The sequence below is a fragment of the Xylophilus sp. PBN-3R genome (genome assembly GCF_057747805.1).
In genome coordinates this window covers 3,285,522-3,304,198 of record NZ_CM173225.1, presented here as the reverse complement: position 1 = coordinate 3,304,198, position 18,677 = coordinate 3,285,522, and the positions used below count along the sequence as shown (strand labels likewise).

Here is an 18,677-nt window from a genome sequence, read left to right as displayed (position 1 = left end):
CGTGAGCGCACTTCGAAACCTCAAAATCGGCCCCCGTCTCGGAATGGCCTTCGGCGTCATCCTGTTGATCCTGGTGCTCAGCACCACGCTGGGTGTGTGCCGGCTCAACCAGCTGGCGACCCACATGCATTCCATGGCGACCGACGACAACGCCAAGCAGCAGATCGCGGCCGAATGGCTCGGCACCGTGGCGCTCAACGGCATGCGCACCCGTGCGGCGCTCACCGGCCCGGTCGAGAACGTCGCGGCTTTCCAGCGCGACATGGACGCCACGTCGAGCCGCACCGCAGCCCTGCGGGATCAACTGGTGAAGCTGGTGGTGACTCCCACCGGCAAGTCGATGCTGGCCGCCATCGATACGGCACGCGAGGCCTATCGCACGCCGCGCGCCGAACTGATGAAACGCAAAATCGGCGGCGAGGATGTATCCGCGGCCATCGATAGCCTGATTCCGCTCAACAACGCCTACGTCGGAACGATCCAGGTCTTCCAGGAGCGCCAGAAGAAACTCTACGACGAGTCTCTCGCCGCCGCGGAAGCCGATGCCGCCCAAGGCCAGAAACTGCTGATCGGTGCGGGCGTGCTGGCCGTGCTGCTGGGCGCCTTTTTCGCTTTCACGCTGTCGCGCTCGATCACCTTGCCGCTGCGCCAGGCAGCCATCAGCGCACGCCGCATTGCGGAGGGTGACCTGACCGAAAACATCGACACGGCCGGTCGCGACGAAGCCGCCGAAGTGCTGGCCGCCCTGCATGCCATGCAGGCCAACCTGGGCCGTGTGGTGTCCGGCGTGCGTTCCAATGCCGAAGGCGTGGCCACCGCCAGCGCGCAGATCGCACAGGGCAACAACGACCTGTCGGGCCGTACCGAGCAACAGGCCTCCGCGCTTCAGCAGACCGCCGCATCGATGGAAGAACTGAGCTCCACCGTGCGCCAGAACTCCGACAACGCCCAGCAGGCGAACCAGCTGGCGCAGGGCGCCACCAACGTGGCGGTCGAGGGCGGCGAAGTGGTGGCCCGCGTGGTCGACACCATGAAGGGCATCAACGAGAGCTCGCGCAAGATCTCCGACATCATCAGTGTCATCGACGGCATTGCCTTCCAGACGAACATCCTGGCGCTGAACGCTGCGGTCGAAGCCGCGCGGGCCGGCGAACAGGGCCGCGGTTTCGCGGTGGTCGCCAGCGAAGTGCGCAGCCTGGCGCAGCGCAGCGCCGACGCTGCCAAGCAGATCAAGGGCCTCATCGGCACCAGTGTCGAGCGGGTGGAGCAGGGCACCGCGCTGGTCGACCAGGCGGGCAGCACCATGCAGGAAGTGGTGTCGGCGATCCGCCGTGTCACCGACCTGATGGGCGAGATCAGCGCCGCCAGCATGGAACAGAGTTCGGGCGTGGCGCAGGTCGGCCAGGCGGTTACCCAGATGGACCAGGCCACTCAGCAGAACGCCGCGCTGGTCGAGGAAAGCGCGGCGGCCGCCGCCAGCCTGCGTTCGCAGGCCGAGCAGCTGGTGCAATCGGTGGCGGTTTTCAAGCTGTCGGGCATGGCGCATGTCGCACATGCGCCTTCCCAGGTCCCTTCCGCCGTTGCGGCGCGCGCATTGGCGCCGGCCGGCGCGCCTCGCCCCGCTACGGCGTCCGCGGCACCCAAGGCTCCGGTGGCTTCGGTGGCTCCGGCGCTGAAGCGACCGTCCACGTCGGCACCGGCACCCGCGTCGGCAGCCGCTGCCACCAAACCCACCGCAACCTCCGCTGCGGCTACACCGCCCGCCACCTCACCAGCCCGCCGGCTGCCGTCGGCCACCACCCGCACCCAGCCGCCGGCTGCGGCACCGGTGTCTTCTTCGGCTGCGTCGGACGACGACTGGGAAACCTTCTGAGTCTGCCGCAGCCGCGCTGCGCGGCGGCCTGGCCGATATCCTGCTCCGTCCGGCACTGATCCGGGGCCGGGCCTGGAACCCCGGGCCGCCGTCGATCACACTAGCGGCATGCAACTCAGTTCCATGCCAACGCCCGCCAAAGATTCCGCCGAACGTTTCGGCCGCCCGGAAGGCGGTTGGCGGCTGCGGCTCTATTGCGTCATCTTCGAATCCGACACGGCTGCCGGACGACTGTTCGACCTGGTGCTGATCGGTTTCATCCTGGCCAGCGTGACTACCGTCGCACTGGACAGCGTGGCCTCCATCCATGCCCGCTGGCGCGGCGTGTTCAACACGCTGGAATGGTTTTTCACCCTGGCTTTCACCGCCGAATACGTCTGCCGCCTGCTGTGTGTCCGGCGACCGGCGCGTTACATGCGCAGCTTGCTGGGCATCATCGACCTGCTGGCGCTGCTGCCCACCTACGTCGCGGTGCTGGTGCCGGGTGTCTATGCGCTGGTCGATGTGCGGGTGCTGCGGCTGCTGCGCATCTTCCGGGTGCTCAAGCTCAGCCAGTACGTGGCCGAATACCGGGCGTTGACCGAGGCCCTGGCCGCCTCGCGTCGCAAGATCGCGGTGTTCATGTCCTTCGTGCTGCTGGTCGTGGTGGTGATGGGCACTCTGATGTATGTGGTCGAAGGTCCGGCGCATGGTTTCACAAGCATTCCGGTGGGTGTTTACTGGGCCATCACCACCATGACGACAGTGGGTTTCGGCGACATCGCGCCGGTCACCGCCACCGGCCGCACCATCGCATCGGCCATGATGCTGCTGGGCTGGGGCACGCTGGCGGTGCCGACCGGGATCGTCAGTTCCGAGTTCAGCGCCCAGCGAGCCCGTTGGGCAGGGCAGTTGCAGACCTGTGCCCACTGCGGCACCGCCGGCCATGCCGCCGCCGCCCGTTATTGCAGCGACTGCGGCGCCAGCCTGTCGCTGCCGCGCGGCGACTGACGACCGGTCAGCGCGCCTGCAGGAAGTTGCCTACGTCCAGCAGGATCAGCTCGTTGTCGTCGGCCCTGTTGGGCTCGCGGCTGCTGGAAAACGGCAGGTTGTTGTCGTTGCCGACCACGATGTGGCGGGCGTCGACCACTTCGACGTTTTCGATGGTGAAGAACGGAAACTTCAGCACGCCGTCGTTCAGCGGCTTGCGTGACAGCTTGTCCGGGTCGGCGATGTCCAGCAGGTCTACATAACCTATCTTGCGCACCGGCGCGCCGACGTTTGCATCGGTCATCTCGATCTTGTAGATGCGCTTGAATTTGGCGATGTCATGAAAACAGTCGCTGCGTTTCTGCTCCGCCGGGCAGGCCTTGTCGGAGGTTCCTTCTCCGTTGTCGCGTTCGATGATCAGGCCGGTGTCGCCGTCGATCATGTTGAAGTCGCCGATGGCGTTGCCGTTGGCCTCGAGCGGATATTTCCAGTGCCGGCCGGTCCATTTTTCAGCAGCGACGTCCCATTCGAGGATCCGCAGGGTTTCCTTGCCGTCGACCCGTTCGAAATCCTTGGCCTCGGCATTCCAGACCGGGCCCTCTAGCAGCGCATACAGCTTGCTGCCGTCCTTCGATGCGGCCATGCCCTCGAAACCCTTCGAGCGCTTGACCTGGAAGTCGACCACACCGCCGGGCACGCCGGGCGTGGTCACCGAAGGGTGGTCGGGCGACCGCACGGGTTTGCCGTCGACCAGGGTGTCGTACACCGCCAGGATCTTGCCCTTCAGGTCCGCCTTGATCAGGTAGGGGCCGAATTCCTCGCCGATCCACAAGGCGCCGCCGGCGAACTGGAAGCTTTCCGGGTCGAAGTCGGAGCCGGACAGGTAACGTGTTTTGCTGCCTTCGTGGACGATGCGGAAAGGCACCTTCTTGTCCGGATCGTGCAGGAATACGGTGGCCAGGCGATGGAACTTGCCGTTCTTGAAATCGATCTTGTAGTGGTTCAGGTACAGCATGAAGTCGGGCGAGTTGGCCCTGGCGCCGGCACCGTTGTCGGTGAGGATCCAGAAGCTGCCGTCGTCCATGCGTTTGATGCCCGAATGGCCCTGGAGCGGCTGACCCATGAAGGGCAGCGAGACACCGGTGCCGCGACCGTACGACACTCCTTCGACGGTCCCCACGGCTTCGGTGCGTTTGCCGTTGCTGAACTTGCCGCTGAGCTGCAGGTCGGCGGGTGCGTCCTTGGGTGTCGCCACGAACGACAAAGCCGGCAGCACGGCGTGGCCCGACAGGGTTGCCGGGAAGACGGTCTGGGTCTGGGCGTTGGCGCTGGTGGCCGCGGCTGCGGCGACGGCGGCGGCGGCCGCGAAGGTCAGGGTCAGGGCGAAGCGTTTCATGCTGGATCCGAAAGCTCTTTGAAAGGAACCCCGGACCATCACCGCCGCTGATGACCGCGTCATGACGCGGCCTGGCCCTCCGGATTTACATGGGCGGCGTGAAACCGTTCCGGCCGGCGTTCACCCGTAGCGCGGTGGGTTTGCCGTCCTTCATCTGGGCGTTGATCAGCACCTTGGCGCCGGGCATCAGCAGGTCGGGCGTGCCGGGGCGGAAGGTCACCACCGGCACGTCGGCGGGCACGATCACCGTCTTTTCGCCGCCCTTGTACTTCAGCACCAGTTTCTGGCCGCCGGGCACGTTGACCGGGGCCGCCGCCATGCCTTCGACGGTGGCGTTGGTCATAGTGCTTTCCGGCATCAGGTCCCAGGCGTAATGGCCTTCGCCGGTGCCGCGTGCGGCTTCGGGGAACACTACCACCTCGATGGCGCGCTGGCTCCCGTCGGGCTGGGGCAGGGCGGCCGTGCCGATGTAGCTGCCGGGCTTGATGTCTGCCAGCGTGATGGCGTAGACCTCGGCCACCGGCATGTCGGGCGCACGCTGCAGCACCACGGTTTCGCCGCCGCGTTCCTTCAGGGTGATGGTGGCCGCATCGACCTTCTCGATGGTGCCGCGCAGGCGCACCGGTTTTTCGGCTACGGCCGGAGTGGCCATGGTCTGGGCTTGCGCCGCACCGATCCCGGCGGCACCGAACAGGGCCAGGCCGGCGGCCAGGGCGAGGGAAGAAAGCAGGGGGTGGCGCATGTTGTGCATGGATTGTGGTTGCGTTGGGACGCCCATTGAACCAGTTCGACGCGCCGGGCGTGTAACGCGAAGCCAGGGCCCTTCAGGGCTTGGTCAGTCTCGCCGGCTTGAGCGGCTGCACCGCCTTGTAGTGCTCCTTCAGGGGTTTTCCTTTGAGCGCGTTCAGCGGAGCGGGTTCTTCCTTCACCCGTTTGCTGGGCAGCCGGTCGAGCAGGTCGCGGATCAGGGTGAGCCGGCCCAGCCGCTGGTCATTGAAGTCGACCAGCGTCCACGGCGTGGCGCGTTTGTGGGTGGCTTCGAGCATGGCCTCGCGCGCCTCGGTGTAGTCGTCGTAGTGATGGCGCGCCTCGAGGTCGACCGGCGAGAGTTTCCAGCGCTTGAGCGGATCGGAATGGCGTTCTGCAAAACGTTCTTCCTGCTCGGACTGGTCGGTGCCCAGCCAGTACTTGAACAGCAATATGCCGTCGTCCACCAGCATGCGCTCGAACACCGGCACCTGTTTCAGGAAGGCCTTGACCTGTTCGTGGGTGGCATAACCCATCACCTTCTCGACGCCGGCGCGGTTGTACCAGCTGCGGTCGAACAGCGCGATCTCTCCGGCTGACGGCAGGTGCGGGACATACCGCTGGAAATACCACTGGCCGGATTCGCGTTCGGTCGGCTTGGGCAGCGCGACGATGGGGCATTGGCGCGGGTTGAGATGCTCGGACACCGCCGAGATGGCGCCGCCCTTGCCGGCCGTGTCCCGGCCTTCGAAGATGACCAGCACCCGCTGGCCGGTGGCCGCCACCCATCGCGCGGCGCGGGCCAGTTCGATCTGAAGCGGTTCGAGTTGTTCTTCGTAGTCGTTGCGCGAGATGGTTTTCATGGTGGCCTCGGGTGTCGGATCGGAAAGTCTACGGTCAGCCCTGAAGCTGAGCCGCCATCCAGGTATCGACCGCCACCGGGTCGGTCAGCGTGCGGATCTGCTGGAAAGCAGCTTCCGCTTCGGGGTGCCGCCGCCGCAGCAGGTTGAGCCATTGTTTCAAGCGGCCCACGCGTTGGCGACCGGGGAAATGGTGGCTGATGACGGCCCAGAAGGCATCGAGCTGCGGGCGCAGGGTGGCCCAGTCGGCGTCGGCGGTGCGTGGCTCGCCGTCGGCCCGACGGATGGCCCATGCCAGGCCCGGGTCGGCGACGATGCCGCGCCCCAGCATCAGCGCCCGGCCGCCGGAGACCTCGCGGCAACGCAGCGCGTCTTCAACCGTCCATATCTCGCCGTTGGCCACCACGGGCACGGACACGGCGGCGCGGATCGCAGGGATGTTTTCCCAGTACGCCGGCGGCCGGTAGCCGTCGGTCTTGGTGCGGGCGTGGACCACCAGTTCGCAGGCGCCGGCTTCGGCCAGTGCCCGGGCGCATTCCACGGCACGGCTGCCGTCCCGCACGCCCAGGCGCATCTTGGCCGACACCGGAATGTGGGCCGGCACGGCGCTGCGGACTTTCGAAACGATGGCAAACAGCAGTTCGGGTGTGTCCAGCAGGGCAGCCCCGCCGCCGTGCCGGTTGACGATGTTGGCCGGGCATCCGAAGTTCAGGTCGATGCCCTCTGGCTGCAACCGCGCCAGCGCGTGTGCGTTGCCGGCCAGCCAGCCGGGGTCCGACCCCAGCAATTGCGGCCTGACCGGCGTACCGGCCGGTGTGCGGCTGCCGTTCAGCAGTTCGGGCACATAACGCAGGAACACCCGGTCGGGCAGCACCGTGTCGGTCACCCGGATGAACTCCGAGACGCAGCGGTCTACCCCGCCGACGCGACTCAGGATGTCGCGCAGCACGAAGTCGAGCAGGCCCTCCATCGGGGCGAGAAGAATCAGGGCGGGCGTGGGCTGCATGGGGCGACGATTGTCGCCGCCGCCGCTCAGGAGAAAGTGAAGCCGCAGGCCCGCACCTTGGCTGCGTACATGGCTTCGTCCGCCAGGTGGAGCAGTTCGTCGGTGACGGTGCCGTTCTCGGGTGAACGGGCGATGCCGATGCTCACGCCCACCTCGACCAGCTTGCCGTCGGCCAGCGTGATCGGCTGCTTGACCCGCTCGACGATCATGGTGGCGATTTCGCTGGCCTTGTGGCGGTCGTTGGTGATGAGCAGCACCGCGAATTCATCGCCGCCCAGGCGGGCCACGGTGTCGGACGAACGCAGCACGCCCTGGATGCGCCGGGCGGCTTCCTGCAGCACCTGGTCGCCGGCGGCATGGCCGAGGGTGTCGTTGATGGCCTTGAACTTGTTCAGGTCCATCACCATCAGGCTGTAGCCGCGGCCCAGCGCTTTCAGGTTCTCGGAGGCCAGTTGCAGGTTCAGCTCGAAAAGCCGGCGGTTGGCCAGCCGGGTCAGGCTGTCCTGGTAGGCGACCTTGTCGAGCGGCGCCACGATCTTGTTGGTGACCCGGTACACCGCGGTGACCGACAGCAGCACGTTGAACAGGATCAGCACGCCGAAGATCTGCTCGAGCTTGACGAAAGTGGACATGGCCTGCTCGAAGGACTTGCCGACGACGGCCACCACCCGCGAGCCATCGCTGGCGCCCAGGTCCACGGTGAGCATGCGGTAACGGGTCTTGCCGGCTTCGAGGGTCCAGAAACCCTCGTTGAGCCTGGTGAACTGCGACACCATCTCGCCCTGCAGTTCGGAGTCGAAGGATGACGCCTGGACGATCCACGGGCCGGTGCCTTCGCGGGTCAGGAACACGAAGTCCGAATTGGTGATTTGCCGGAACTGCGATGCGATCTGGTCGTCGATCTTGAAGGCGAAGGACAGGTGAGCGGTGGGGGCCGGCGAGCGCACGACGGTCTTGACCCACTGGTAGAGCACGTGGACGTCGGTGTCCAGCGTCAGCGGTTGCAGCGAACTCTGGCCGCCGCCCAGCCGCTGGATCTGGCTGGACAGCGAACTGTCGGCCAGGCCGGGATAGTCGGCCAGGAAACCGGTGGTCTGCGAAATCGACTTGCCCTGAACCTTGTCGTTCAGGTCGGACAGAACCACCAGGCTGGAACCCATGCGCACGCTCTGGTTCTTGAGCGCGGATTCGATGGTGGCGCGGTTGCTGCTGCTGACCGACTCACGAAACCCGTAATCCTTGGCGACCAGCTCGGTGGACTGCTTGAGGTATTCGCTGCGCTGCGCCACCGCGTACTTGAAGACCTGGGCGCTGGAATTGAGTTCGTCTTCCAGGTTGTCCGTGGCGATCTTGCGGTTGGCGAACCACATCAGCACGAAACCGCCTATCTGGAAGGCGATCAGGAAAGGCACCAGGAAATAGATGAGCCGTCGTTCGGCCGAGAGAGGTTTTATCCCGCCGTCCATGCGGTCTCCCTCGCGACGAAGCCTCTGGATGTCCGGGCCGACGGCGCCCATGAGCGGTAGCGGCGCGACACCCTTGAAGCCCGATCGCTCGTCTCGCTCACGATGTCTTCCTGGCTGCAACTCAGCAACGTAACTCTCCGTCGTCTCAAAAGTTGGGGGCTGCGTCTACGAGTCCGGTCGCTGGTATGGACGCGGGTTCTCGCCGTCCCCAGTATAGGACCACACAAGCGCCAAATTGTTAGAAGCGTGTCATTCATGCGCGACAGCTGCGGCGGCGTGGTGGGTGTTAGGCTTTGAATCCAGATCCCTGTCTTCCCGTCCCTCACGCGACCTTGCCGCCATGACCCAGCGCCCCTCGCAGACTCCGCCGTCCGTCGCCGGCGCGGCGACTTCCACCGCCGCCGATGCCGATGCCGCACTGCAGCGTTATGACTTCTCGCAGCAGGTCGGCCATCTCCTCCGCCGTGCGTATCAGCGGCATGTGGCGATCTTCCAGCAGGGCATTCCGGATTCGCAGCTGACGGCGGCCCAGTTCGTGGTGCTGTGCGCGGTGCATGAGCGGGAGTCGTGTTCGCTCAACGACGTGGTGCGGGCGACCGCCATCGACCAGGGCACGGCGCGGGGTGTGGTGGACCGCTTGAAGGGCCGCCAGTTGATCGACGTATCGCATGACCCTGCCGACAAACGCAAGGTGCTGATCCGTGCCACCGCTGCCGGCGAGGCCCTGGTGCGCGAGATGGTTCCGTTCGCGGCCGGTATCACCGAAGCCACTTTCGGCGACATGAATCCGGCGGAGCGCCTGGCGCTGCTGTTTCTGCTGCAGAAGATGAGCGGCCCGGGCGAGGTCGGCGATATCGCCCCATAAAGAGTGTGAACACTCTAAATAATGCAATGCCTGTCGATTGAGGTTTTCGCCAAATTGGGGCGTATTCCCCTTATTGATGCGTTATTTATTCGGTAATGCACATTTTTGAAGCGCATTCGTTTATTGATCAAATAGAGTGTGTGCGCTAGGATTATTCTCGCCGACGGACAATGGCCTGAGTCCGTGCTGAAATCGCCCTGACCCCACCACCAGGACTCCCAGAAAGCCATGACCCCCCATCAGGACAGCACTTTTCTCTATGGCGGCCACGTTTCGGCCAACGGCATACGCCAGCATTTCCTGCGTTACGGCGGCCGGGCCGGCCCGCGTGCCCATCGCGACGCGGTCATCGTCATCCCGGGCATCACCAGCCCCGCCATCACCTGGGGTTTCGTCGGTGAACGCCTGGGCCTGCATTTCGACACCTACGTGCTGGACGTACGCGGCCGCGGCCTGACCGAAACCACGCCCGACATGGACTACAGCCTGGACGCCCAGGCCGCCGACCTGAATGCCTTCGCAGCCGCGCTGGGCTTGGCGCACTGGTCGGCGGTCGGCCATTCGATGGGTGCGCGTATCGCCATCCGCGCCGCCGTGCAGCAACCGGCCGGCCTGAACCGGCTGGTGCTGGTCGACCCGCCGGTGTCCGGCCCCGGCCGCCGGCCGTATCCGGCGGCGCTGTCCTGGTACATCGACTCGATGAAACTCTCGCGCCAGGGCACCGACGCCGACGGCATGCGGGCCTTCTGCCCCAGCTGGACCGACGAACAGCTGCACCTGCGCGCCGAATGGCTGCACACCTGCGACGAACGCGCGGTGGTCACCAGCTTCGAGGGTTTCCACACCGACGACATCCACGCCGACCTGCCAAGGCTGCATGTGCCGGTGTTGCTGGTGACCGCGGAGCGCGGCGGTGTGGTCAGCGAGGACGATGTCTTCGAGATGGAAATCGCCATGCCCGGCCTGAACGAGGTCCGGGTGGCCGATGCCGGCCACATGATTCCGTGGGACAACGAAGAAGGCTTCTACCAGGCCTTCGGTTCCTTCCTCGGCGCCACCCTCGACCCCTGAATCCGGCGCCGCCCGTGACGCGGGTTCGGTCCTTGCTTCGGACTGCGTCATGCACCGGCTAGCCGCCTCGCCCGTTTTTCCCTTCCAGGAGTTTTCCAGATGAACAAGCTGCGTCGACTGATTCCCTCGTCGGCCTTTGCCGCCCTTGCCGTAACCGCGACGCTGGCCACCGTGCCTGCCTTCGCCCAGAACGTGGTGCGCATCGGCGAGATCAACAGCTACAAGGCGCAGGCCGCGTTCCTGGAGCCCTACAAGAAGGGCATGGAACTCGCGGTCGAAGAGGTCAATGCGGCCGGCGGCGTCAACGGCAAAAAGCTGGAAGTCGTCACCCGCGACGACAACGCCAACCCGGGCGATGCGGTGCGCATGGCCGAAGAACTGGTATCGCGTGAAAAGGTCGACATGCTGGCCGGCACCTTCCTGTCGAACACCGGCCTGGCGGTGGCCGACTTCGCCAAGCAGAAGAAGTTCTTCTTCCTGGCCGGCGAACCCCTGACCGACAAGATGACCTGGCAGGGCGGCAACCCGTACACCTTCCGCCTGCGCCCCGGCACCTACATGCAGGCCGCGATGCTGGTGCCCGAAGCCGTCAAGCTCAAGAAGAAACGCTGGGCCATCGTCTACCCCAACTACGAATACGGCCAGTCGGCCGTGGCCGCCTTCAAGACCCTGCTGAAGGCGGCGCAGCCCGATGTGGAATTCGTCGCCGAACAGGCGCCGCCGCTGGGCAAGCTGGACGCCGGCAGCGTGGTGCAGGCCCTGGCCGATGCCAAGCCCGACGCCATCTTCAACGTGCTGTTCGCGGCCGACCTCTCCAAGTTCGTCCGCGAAGGCAACACCCGCGGCCTGTTCGAGAAGACCGCCGTGGTCAGCGTGCTCACCGGCGAACCCGAATACCTGGACCCGCTGAAGGACGAGGCGCCCAACGGCTGGATCGTCACCGGCTACCCCTGGTACGGTATCCAGACGCCCGAACACAAGGCGTTTTTCCTGGCCTATCACGCAAAGTTCAAGGACTACCCGCGCCTGGGTTCAGTGGTCGGCTACAGCATGATCAAGGCGGCGGCCGCGGGCATGAACAAGGCAAAAAGCACCGAGACCGCCAAGCTGGTGACGGCCTTCAGCGGCCTGCAGGTGCCGACGCCCTTCGGCACCATCGGATTCCGGCCCGAAGACCACCAGTCGACCATGGGCGCCTTCGTCGGCAAGACGAAGAACGAGAACGGCAAGGGCGTGATGGTCGATTACGTCTACCTCGACGGCGCGAAGTTCCAGCCGCCTGCGGCCGACGTCAAGAAATCGCGTTCGCCCGACTAAAGGCCACGGCTCCCATGGATCTCTCAGGTTTTGTCGTCCAGTTGCTCAACGGGCTGGCGGGCGCTTCGTCGCAGTTCCTGGTCGCTGCCGGCCTGTCGCTGATTTTCGGCGTCACCCGCATCGTCAACTTCGCGCACGGTTCGTTCTTCATGCTCGGCGTATATGTGGCTTATGCGCTGGCCGGCTACCTCGGTTCCTTCATGGGTGCAGCAGGTTTCTGGATGGCGCTGCCGCTGGCGGCGGTGGTGGTGGCCGTGCTGGGCGCTGCGATCGAAATGCTGCTGCTGCGGCGCATCTACAAGGCGCCCGAACTCTTCCAGCTGCTGGCCACCTTCGCGCTGGTGCTGGTGATCCGCGACGCGGCCTTGTGGCTGTGGGGGCCTGAAGAACTGCTGGGTCCGCGTGCGCCGGGCCTCAAGGGGTCCGTTTCCATCCTGGGGCGGCAGTTCCCGCAATACGACCTGTTCCTGGTGGTGGTCGGGCCGGTGGTGCTGGGCCTGCTGTGGCTGCTGCTCACCCGGACCCGCTGGGGAACGCTGGTGCGCGCCGCCACGCAAGACCGCGAAATGGTCAGCGCGCTGGGTGTCAACCAGGCCTGGCTGTTCACTGCGGTTTTCGCCCTCGGGGCCTTGCTGGGTGGCCTCGGCGGCGCCCTGCAACTGCCGCGTGAACCGGCCACGCTCGACCTCGACCTGACCGCCATCGGCGCCGCCTTCGTGGTGGTGGTGGTGGGCGGCATGGGTTCCATACCCGGTGCCTATGTGGCGGCGCTGCTGATCGCCGAGGTCAAGGCCATCTGCGTGTGGCTGGGTGTGGTCGAGATCTTCGGTGTCAGCGTTTCTTTTTCCAAGGCCACGCTGGTGGTCGAGTTCCTGGTGATGGCCGCCGTGCTGGTGTGGCGCCCGTGGGGGCTGATGGGCCGGCCGCAGGCGCCGTCGCGCCAGCAGGGCATGGCCGAAGAACCGCTGCGCCGGCCGGGCAGGACCTTCCTGGCGGCGGCCGGTGTGCTGGCCGCGCTGCTGGCACTGCTGCCGCTCTTCACCGTCAGCGCGCCTTATGTCACCGTGCTGGCCATCGACCTGATGATCGCCGCGCTGTTCGCCGTGAGCCTGCACTTCATCATGGGTCCGGCAGGCATGCATTCCTTCGGCCACGCGGCCTACTTCGGACTGGGGGCCTACGGCGCCGCCCTGCTGGTGCGGGCGGCTGGCTGGCCGATGGAAGTCGCCCTGATCGGCGCACCCGTCGTGGCGGCCATCGGCGCGTTGATTTTCGGCTGGTTCTCGGTGAGGCTGTCGGGTGTGTACCTGGCCATGCTCACCCTGGCGTTCGCGCAGATCGCGTGGGCCATCGTCTACCAGTGGGACGAATTCACCGGCGGCAGCAATGGCCTGACCGGCGTCTGGCCTGCGGAATGGCTGTCCGACAAGAAGGCTTATTACTGGCTGACGCTGCTGCTGGTCGGTGGCGGCATTTTGTGGCTGCGCCGGGTGCTGTTCTCGCCTTTCGGTTATGCGTTGCGGGCCGGACGGGATTCCGGCCTGCGGGCCGACGCCATCGGCATCGACGTCAAGAAGATGCAGTGGGCGGCCTTTGTCATCGCCGGCGCGGTAGCCGGGCTGGCGGGTGCGCTGTTCGCATTTTCCAAGGGCAGCATCTCCCCCGAGACCATGAGTGTCGGTCGCTCGGTCGACGGCCTGGTGATGGTGCTGCTGGGCGGCATCCAGACCCTGGCCGGCCCGGTGGTGGGCGCCGTCACCTTCAACTGGCTGCACGACACCGTGGCCCGCAACACCGACTACTGGCGGGCGATGCTGGGCGGCATCATCCTGCTGCTGGTGCTGCTGTTCCCGCAGGGCATAGCCGGATATGCCAAGCATCTTTTCGACCGCCGCAGCGCGAAGTCGCGTGCCATGGCGCTGGGCGAGGAGGCGAAGGCATGAACCCGCCGCTGCTGAAAGTTTCCGGCCTGGGCAAGTCCTTCGGCGGCGTGAAGGCGGTCGACGGCATCGACTTCACCCTGCACAAGGGCGAATTGCTGGCGCTGATCGGCCCCAACGGCGCGGGCAAGTCGACGACCTTCAACATGGTCAACGGCCAACTGCGTGCCGACCGCGGCTCCATCCGGCTCGAAGGCGCCGAACTGGTCGGCCTCAAGCCGCGTGCCGTCTGGCGCCAGGGCGTCGGACGCACCTTCCAGATCGCCGAGACCTTCGCCTCGCTCACGGTGGTCGAAAACGTGCAGATGGCGCTCATCTCGCATGCCGACCAGCTGTTTTCGATGTGGCGCCGCGCGGCCGATTACCAGCGCGACGAAGCACTGGCGCTGCTCGACCAGGTCGGCATGAAGTCGCAGGCGGAGCGCCCGTGCAATGTGCTGGCCTACGGCGACGTCAAGCGGGTCGAACTGGCCATCGCCATGTCCAACAGCCCGAAGCTGTTGCTGATGGACGAACCCACCGCCGGCATGGCGCCGAAGGAACGCAATTCACTGATGGCGCTGACCAAACAACTGGTGATCGACCGGGGCATGGCAGTGCTGTTCACCGAACACAGCATGGACGTCGTGTTCGCCTATGCCGACCGCATGATCGTGCTGGCCCGCGGCCGCCTGATCGCCGAGGGCAAACCGCTGGAGATCCGAGACCATCCCAAGGTGCAAGAGGTGTATTTCGGCAGCGGCAAGACATTCGAGAAAGAGATCGCCTGACATGGCCGTGACGACATCCGAAACGCTGCTGCAGGCCAGCGGCCTGAAGGCCTGGTACGGCGCGGCGCAGATCCTCTACGACGTGGACATCACCGTGAAACGCGGCGAAGTGGTGGCGCTGATGGGCCGCAACGGCGCCGGGAAGTCGACCACACTCAAGGCGGTGATGGGCATGTTGGCCAAACGCAGAGGCGCCATCACCTTCCGCGGCCACGACATTTCGGCCACCGAGCCGCACCATGCCGCCCGGCTGGGGCTGGGTTTCGTGCCGGAGGACCGGCGCGTGTTCACCGACCTGTCGGTGATGGAAAACCTGGAAGTCGGCCGCCAGCCGCCCCGCGCCTGGAACGATGGAACGGCCGCCCCCCTCTGGACACCCGGACGTCTCTTCGAGCTGTTCCCCAACCTGGGCGAAATGCCCGACCGGCCAGGCGGCCGCATGAGCGGCGGCGAGCAGCAGATGCTCACCGTCGCCCGCACGCTGATGGGCAACCCTTATCTGGTGTTGCTGGACGAACCCTCCGAAGGCGTCGCCCCGCTCATCGTCGAACAGATGGCCAACATGATCCTGGAACTGAAGAGCCAGGGGGTGAGCATCCTGCTGTCCGAACAGAACATGCACTTCGCCGAACTGGTATCCGACCGGGCCTATGTGCTTGAAAAAGGCCAGATCCGCTACCAGGCGTCGATGAAGGAACTGGCCGCCAACGACGAAGTCCGTCGGGCCTATCTGTCTGTCTAGAGAACTTGAAACCGGGTAACAGGGGAACCATCACCATGCAGAAAACACAACGCCGAGCCGTCCTGAAGTCCGCCGCCGGGCTGGCCGCCTTTGCTGCCCTGGGCCGCGACGCGCTGGCCGCTGCGCCCATCAAGCCCGGCTCGGCCGCGCTGATCGTGGTCGATGTCCAGAACTGTTTTCTCGACGGCGGCACGCTGGCGGTGAAAGGCGGCAACGAGGTCATCCCGGTCATCAACAAGCTGGCCCCGGCTTTCGAGAACATCGTCGTCACGCAGGACTGGCACACGGCGGGTCACGCATCCTTTGCCAGTGCCTACGCCGCCAAGAAGCCGTTCGAGACCACCCAGCTCGCGTACGGCCAGCAGGTGCTGTGGCCGGACCATTGTGTGCAGGGCACGGCAGACGCCGAGCTTGGCAAGGACCTGAAGCTTCCGACCGCGCAACTCATCATCCGCAAGGGTTTCCACAAGGACATGGACAGCTATTCGGCCTTCCAGGAAGCCGACCACAAGACGGTGACCGGCCTGGCGGGTTACCTGAAGGCCCGCGCCATCAGGACGGTTTTCGTCACCGGTCTGGCGACCGATTTCTGCGTGGCCTGGACCGCCATGGACGCGCGCAAGGCAGGTTTCGAGGTCTATGTGATCGAAGACGCCACCCGCGCCATCGACCTGAACGGTTCGCTGGCCGCAGCCTGGAAACAGATGGCGGCTGCCGGCGTCAAACGCATCCAGTCGGGTGAAGTGGCGGTCTGAATTTCTGCGAGGTCCTTGACGATATTCAAGTAGCCCGTCGCCCGATCTCGATCAGCCGGTTGCCCGGCAGGCCGAAGTAGTCCGGGGCACGCGCCGCGTTGCGCTGCATCCAGGCGAACACCGCCTTGCGCACGGTACCCAGGCCGGCCAGCCGGCCGGTGCCGACCGAGGCGCGCGAGGTGAAATACGACGTCGCCATGGCCTCGATGTGCTGGCCTTCGCGATAGGCCAGCAGTTTCAAAAATTCGGGTACGTCAGGCGTTTCCATGAAACCGTGGCGTGCCGTCACCCGCCACACGCCGTGGCCCAGGTCGTGGGCGATCATGCGGTTGTTGGCATCCACCCGCGGCACCGGGCTGGTCCGCACTTCCATCACCACCACACGTTCATGCAGCACCTGGTTGTGCTTGAGGTTGTGCAGCAGGGCATGCGGCACGCTGACCGAATCGGATGTCAGGAACACCGCCGTTCCGCGGACCCGGTGCGGCATGCCGTATTCGCCCAGGCTTTCGATGAAGGGCGCCAGCGGAAGACGTTCTTCCGCGGCGGCGGCCTCGCTGATGCGGCGCCCGCGCGACCAGGTGACGAACACGAAGATGGCCACCGCGGCCACCACCAGCGTGAGCCAGCCGCCATCCAGGATCTTCACGCTGTTGGCGACGATGAAGACCAGGTCGACAAACGCGAACAGGGCGACGCCGACCGCCACCGCGACGCCGTTCCAGCGCCACAGGCGCCAGGCCACGATGCCCGTCAGCAGGGTCGTGGCGAGCATGGTCATGGACACGGCGATGCCATAGGCAGCCGCCAGCGCGCCGGAGCTCCTGAAGGCCAGCACCAGCGCCAGCACTCCGGCCATCAGCACCCAGTTGACGCCCGGCAGGTAGATCTGGCCGATGGAGTCGCGCGAGGTCTGCACGATACGCATGCGCGGAAGGTAACCCATGCGCATGGCGTGGGCGGTCAGCGAAAAGGCACCCGAGATGACCGCCTGCGATGCGATGACCGTGGCGCAGGCCGCCAGGATCACCATGGGGATGGCTGCCCAGTCGGGGAACATGTGGAAGAAGGGGTTGGCCATGGCGGTGGCGTCGTTCAGCACCAGCGCGCCCTGGCCGAAATAGTTCAGTGCCAGAGCGGGCAGGGCGATGAAACTCCAGGCCAGCCGGATGGGGCGGGCGCCGAAATGCCCCATATCGGCGTACAGCGCCTCACCGCCGGTGAAGGCCAGGAACACCGCGCCCAGGATGCCGATGGCCTGCGGGCCGTGGCTGCCGAAGAAGCCGATGGCCCGGCGCGGGTCGAGTGCCACCAGCACGTCGGGGTGGGCCGCTATCTGCGACACGCCGGCCACTGCCAGCACCGCGAACCACAGCAGCATCACCGGCCCGAAGACGCGGCCGACCGACGCCGTGCCCACACGCTGCACCATGAAAAGACCGACCAGCACGGCTAGGGTGATGGGCACCACCCAGTGTTCGAGTTGCGGCGCGGCCACCTCCAGGCCTTCTACCGCGGACAGGACCGAGATGGCCGGCGTGATCAGGCTGTCGCCGTAGAACATGGCCGCGCCTACCAGGCCCAGCACGCTGATCAGCCGCATCATCCAGGAGCGCCCTGGTTTTCTGCCGGCCTGCAGCGCGTGGCGGGCCAGGCCCTGCAACGCCAGGATGCCGCCTTCGCCGTCCTGGTCGGCACGCAGCACGAAGACGACGTACTTCAGGGTGACCACCAGGATCAGGCCCCAGAACACCAGCGACAGCAGGCCGAGCACCGCGCCCCGGTCCAGCACCACGCCGTGGTCCGGGCTCAGGCATTCCTTGAATGCGTACAGCGGCGATGTGCCGATGTCGCCGAACACGACCCCCAGAGCCGCAAGCGTGAGAGCGGAAGTGCCCGGTGCGTGGGAATCTGGGGCGGAAGTGTGGCGGGCCATGGGCAGGACGGTAGCGGCGAAGCCGGCAGCTTAGCCGAGTCGGTAACCTCCGCTCACAAACTCCGGAAGTGCCGGGGAGAGCGGCCCATGGCCGAACGGAACATGGCGATGAAGGCGCTGTCGCTGGCATAACCGCTGGCGGCTGCCACATGCGCCACCGGCATGCCGCGTGCCAGCAAGGGCAGCGCATGGGCCAGCAGCGCCTGTTGTCGCCACTGCTTCCAGCTCAGGCCCAGTTCGCTGCGGAACAGCCGGGCCGCGGTGCGTTCGCTGGCCCCCGATTCGGCCGACCATTCGGCCAGGGTGGCGTTGCGCGCCGGTGCACGGAGCACCGACTGGCACAGCGCACGCAGGCGTTTGTCGCCGGTGCGGGCATCGGGCAGCGGAACGCCCATGCGGACCTGCCGCGCCTTGGCCAGTTCGGCATGCAGCAGCGGCGCGACCAGTTGCTCGTGCGCGCAGTGGCTGGCGCGCTGTCGCTCGGCCGATACCTGCGGGATGTGGTCCGGCGCCGTGTCCAGCGACTGCAGCAGCGCCTGCAGCAGGCGGCCCAACTCGAGTACCACGCAGGCGCCCCAGCAGTCCTGCGGCGACGGCTGCAGTACATGCAGGTAGACGGTGCGCAACTCGGCGTCCTCGACCACGTCGATGGAATGCTCCACGCCGGCCGGCACCCAGACCGCGCGGGCCGGCGGGACGATGATGGTGCCGCGCGCGGTGGTCAACCGCACCACGCCCTGCATCGACAAGGTGAGTTGCGGCCAGGGATGGTGATGCGGAGTCACCACGGTGTCGGCGCTCAGCCGGCGCTGCTTGGCGCGCACCGGTCTTTCGCCGGTCGGCTGGAACAGGTGCGGCGTGGCGGAGGCGACTTCCGCCTGCACCACCGTCGGCCGGCGTTCGCGTGACTTTTGCTGCATTGGCTGATTTTCAATGGAACTTGGCCTTATGTCGCAATTCCGCC

Annotated in this window: 16 protein-coding genes; 9 read left to right on the top strand and 7 right to left on the bottom strand. The window is 66.1% G+C overall.

The genetic code is table 11. The features are described from left to right. The first annotated feature begins 1 nt into the window (after position 1). Together AC3ANW_RS15665 and AC3ANW_RS15660 are read left to right on the top strand one after the other, a co-directional pair. On the top strand, positions 2 to 1,873 hold the full coding sequence (locus tag AC3ANW_RS15665) for a methyl-accepting chemotaxis protein (protein ID WP_488341775.1): 1,872 nt from the start codon (positions 2 to 4) through the stop codon (positions 1,871 to 1,873). Between the two features lie 108 nt (positions 1,874 to 1,981). Beyond that, the gene (locus AC3ANW_RS15660; protein WP_488341774.1) at positions 1,982 to 2,863 is read left to right on the top strand and encodes an ion transporter; all 882 of its coding nucleotides are present in this window, start codon (positions 1,982 to 1,984) and stop codon (positions 2,861 to 2,863) included. A gap of 7 nt (positions 2,864 to 2,870) precedes the next feature. Here the strand turns inward: AC3ANW_RS15660 and AC3ANW_RS15655 are convergent, their stop codons facing one another. The 5 genes from AC3ANW_RS15655 to AC3ANW_RS15635 all read right to left on the bottom strand — a co-directional run bounded on the left by AC3ANW_RS15655 (position 2,871) and on the right by AC3ANW_RS15635 (position 8,317). Beyond that, positions 2,871 to 4,238, bottom strand: coding sequence for an esterase-like activity of phytase family protein (locus tag AC3ANW_RS15655; RefSeq protein WP_488341773.1), 1,368 nt, complete (start codon positions 4,236 to 4,238; stop codon positions 2,871 to 2,873). A gap of 85 nt (positions 4,239 to 4,323) precedes the next feature. Then, entirely contained in the window at positions 4,324 to 4,980 is a 657-nt protein-coding gene (locus tag AC3ANW_RS15650; protein ID WP_488341772.1) for a single stranded DNA-binding domain-containing protein, read from the bottom strand. 82 nt (positions 4,981 to 5,062) lie between these two features. Continuing rightward, a complete protein-coding gene (gene ppk2, locus AC3ANW_RS15645) occupies positions 5,063 to 5,848 on the bottom strand; it encodes a polyphosphate kinase 2 (protein WP_488341771.1) in 786 nt (261 codons plus the stop codon). Positions 5,849 to 5,882: 34 nt separating this feature from the next. Further along, positions 5,883 to 6,851 (bottom strand): tRNA dihydrouridine synthase, encoded by a 969-nt coding sequence (locus tag AC3ANW_RS15640; protein ID WP_488341770.1) that lies wholly within the window; start codon positions 6,849 to 6,851, stop codon positions 5,883 to 5,885. 26 nt (positions 6,852 to 6,877) lie between these two features. Further along, the gene (locus tag AC3ANW_RS15635) at positions 6,878 to 8,317 is read right to left on the bottom strand and encodes a diguanylate cyclase domain-containing protein (RefSeq protein WP_488341769.1); all 1,440 of its coding nucleotides are present in this window, start codon (positions 8,315 to 8,317) and stop codon (positions 6,878 to 6,880) included. A gap of 340 nt (positions 8,318 to 8,657) precedes the next feature. Between AC3ANW_RS15635 and AC3ANW_RS15630 the strand changes: the two genes are divergently transcribed. The 7 genes from AC3ANW_RS15630 to pncA all read left to right on the top strand — a co-directional run bounded on the left by AC3ANW_RS15630 (position 8,658) and on the right by pncA (position 15,777). After that, entirely contained in the window at positions 8,658 to 9,182 is a 525-nt protein-coding gene (locus AC3ANW_RS15630; protein ID WP_488341768.1) for a MarR family winged helix-turn-helix transcriptional regulator, read from the top strand. A gap of 228 nt (positions 9,183 to 9,410) precedes the next feature. Next, the gene (locus tag AC3ANW_RS15625; protein WP_488341767.1) at positions 9,411 to 10,253 is read left to right on the top strand and encodes an alpha/beta fold hydrolase; all 843 of its coding nucleotides are present in this window, start codon (positions 9,411 to 9,413) and stop codon (positions 10,251 to 10,253) included. A 99-nt stretch (positions 10,254 to 10,352) separates the two neighbouring features. After that, positions 10,353 to 11,570, top strand: a complete 1,218-nt coding sequence (locus tag AC3ANW_RS15620) for an ABC transporter substrate-binding protein (RefSeq protein ID WP_488341766.1) — start codon at positions 10,353 to 10,355, stop codon at positions 11,568 to 11,570. Positions 11,571 to 11,584: 14 nt separating this feature from the next. Then, on the top strand, positions 11,585 to 13,513 hold the full coding sequence (locus AC3ANW_RS15615) for an ABC transporter permease (RefSeq protein ID WP_488341765.1): 1,929 nt from the start codon (positions 11,585 to 11,587) through the stop codon (positions 13,511 to 13,513). After that, positions 13,510 to 14,280 (top strand): ABC transporter ATP-binding protein, encoded by a 771-nt coding sequence (locus AC3ANW_RS15610; RefSeq protein ID WP_488341764.1) that lies wholly within the window; start codon positions 13,510 to 13,512, stop codon positions 14,278 to 14,280. The genes AC3ANW_RS15615 and AC3ANW_RS15610 overlap by 4 nt, the downstream gene beginning before the upstream one ends. Before the next feature lies 1 nt (position 14,281). Next, positions 14,282 to 15,022 carry an ABC transporter ATP-binding protein gene (locus AC3ANW_RS15605; protein WP_488341763.1) on the top strand — a complete coding sequence of 247 codons (741 nt, stop codon included), beginning with the start codon at positions 14,282 to 14,284 and terminating at the stop codon, positions 15,020 to 15,022. A 35-nt stretch (positions 15,023 to 15,057) separates the two neighbouring features. Continuing rightward, entirely contained in the window at positions 15,058 to 15,777 is a 720-nt protein-coding gene (gene pncA, locus AC3ANW_RS15600; protein ID WP_488341762.1) for a bifunctional nicotinamidase/pyrazinamidase, read from the top strand. A 25-nt stretch (positions 15,778 to 15,802) separates the two neighbouring features. Here pncA and AC3ANW_RS15595 read toward each other — a convergent pair whose 3' ends face one another. Together AC3ANW_RS15595 and AC3ANW_RS15590 are read right to left on the bottom strand one after the other, a co-directional pair. Then, the gene (locus AC3ANW_RS15595; protein WP_488341761.1) at positions 15,803 to 17,713 is read right to left on the bottom strand and encodes a potassium transporter Kup; all 1,911 of its coding nucleotides are present in this window, start codon (positions 17,711 to 17,713) and stop codon (positions 15,803 to 15,805) included. A gap of 53 nt (positions 17,714 to 17,766) precedes the next feature. Continuing rightward, the gene (locus AC3ANW_RS15590; RefSeq protein WP_488341760.1) at positions 17,767 to 18,633 is read right to left on the bottom strand and encodes an AraC family transcriptional regulator; all 867 of its coding nucleotides are present in this window, start codon (positions 18,631 to 18,633) and stop codon (positions 17,767 to 17,769) included. Between the last annotated feature and the right edge of the window lie 44 nt (positions 18,634 to 18,677).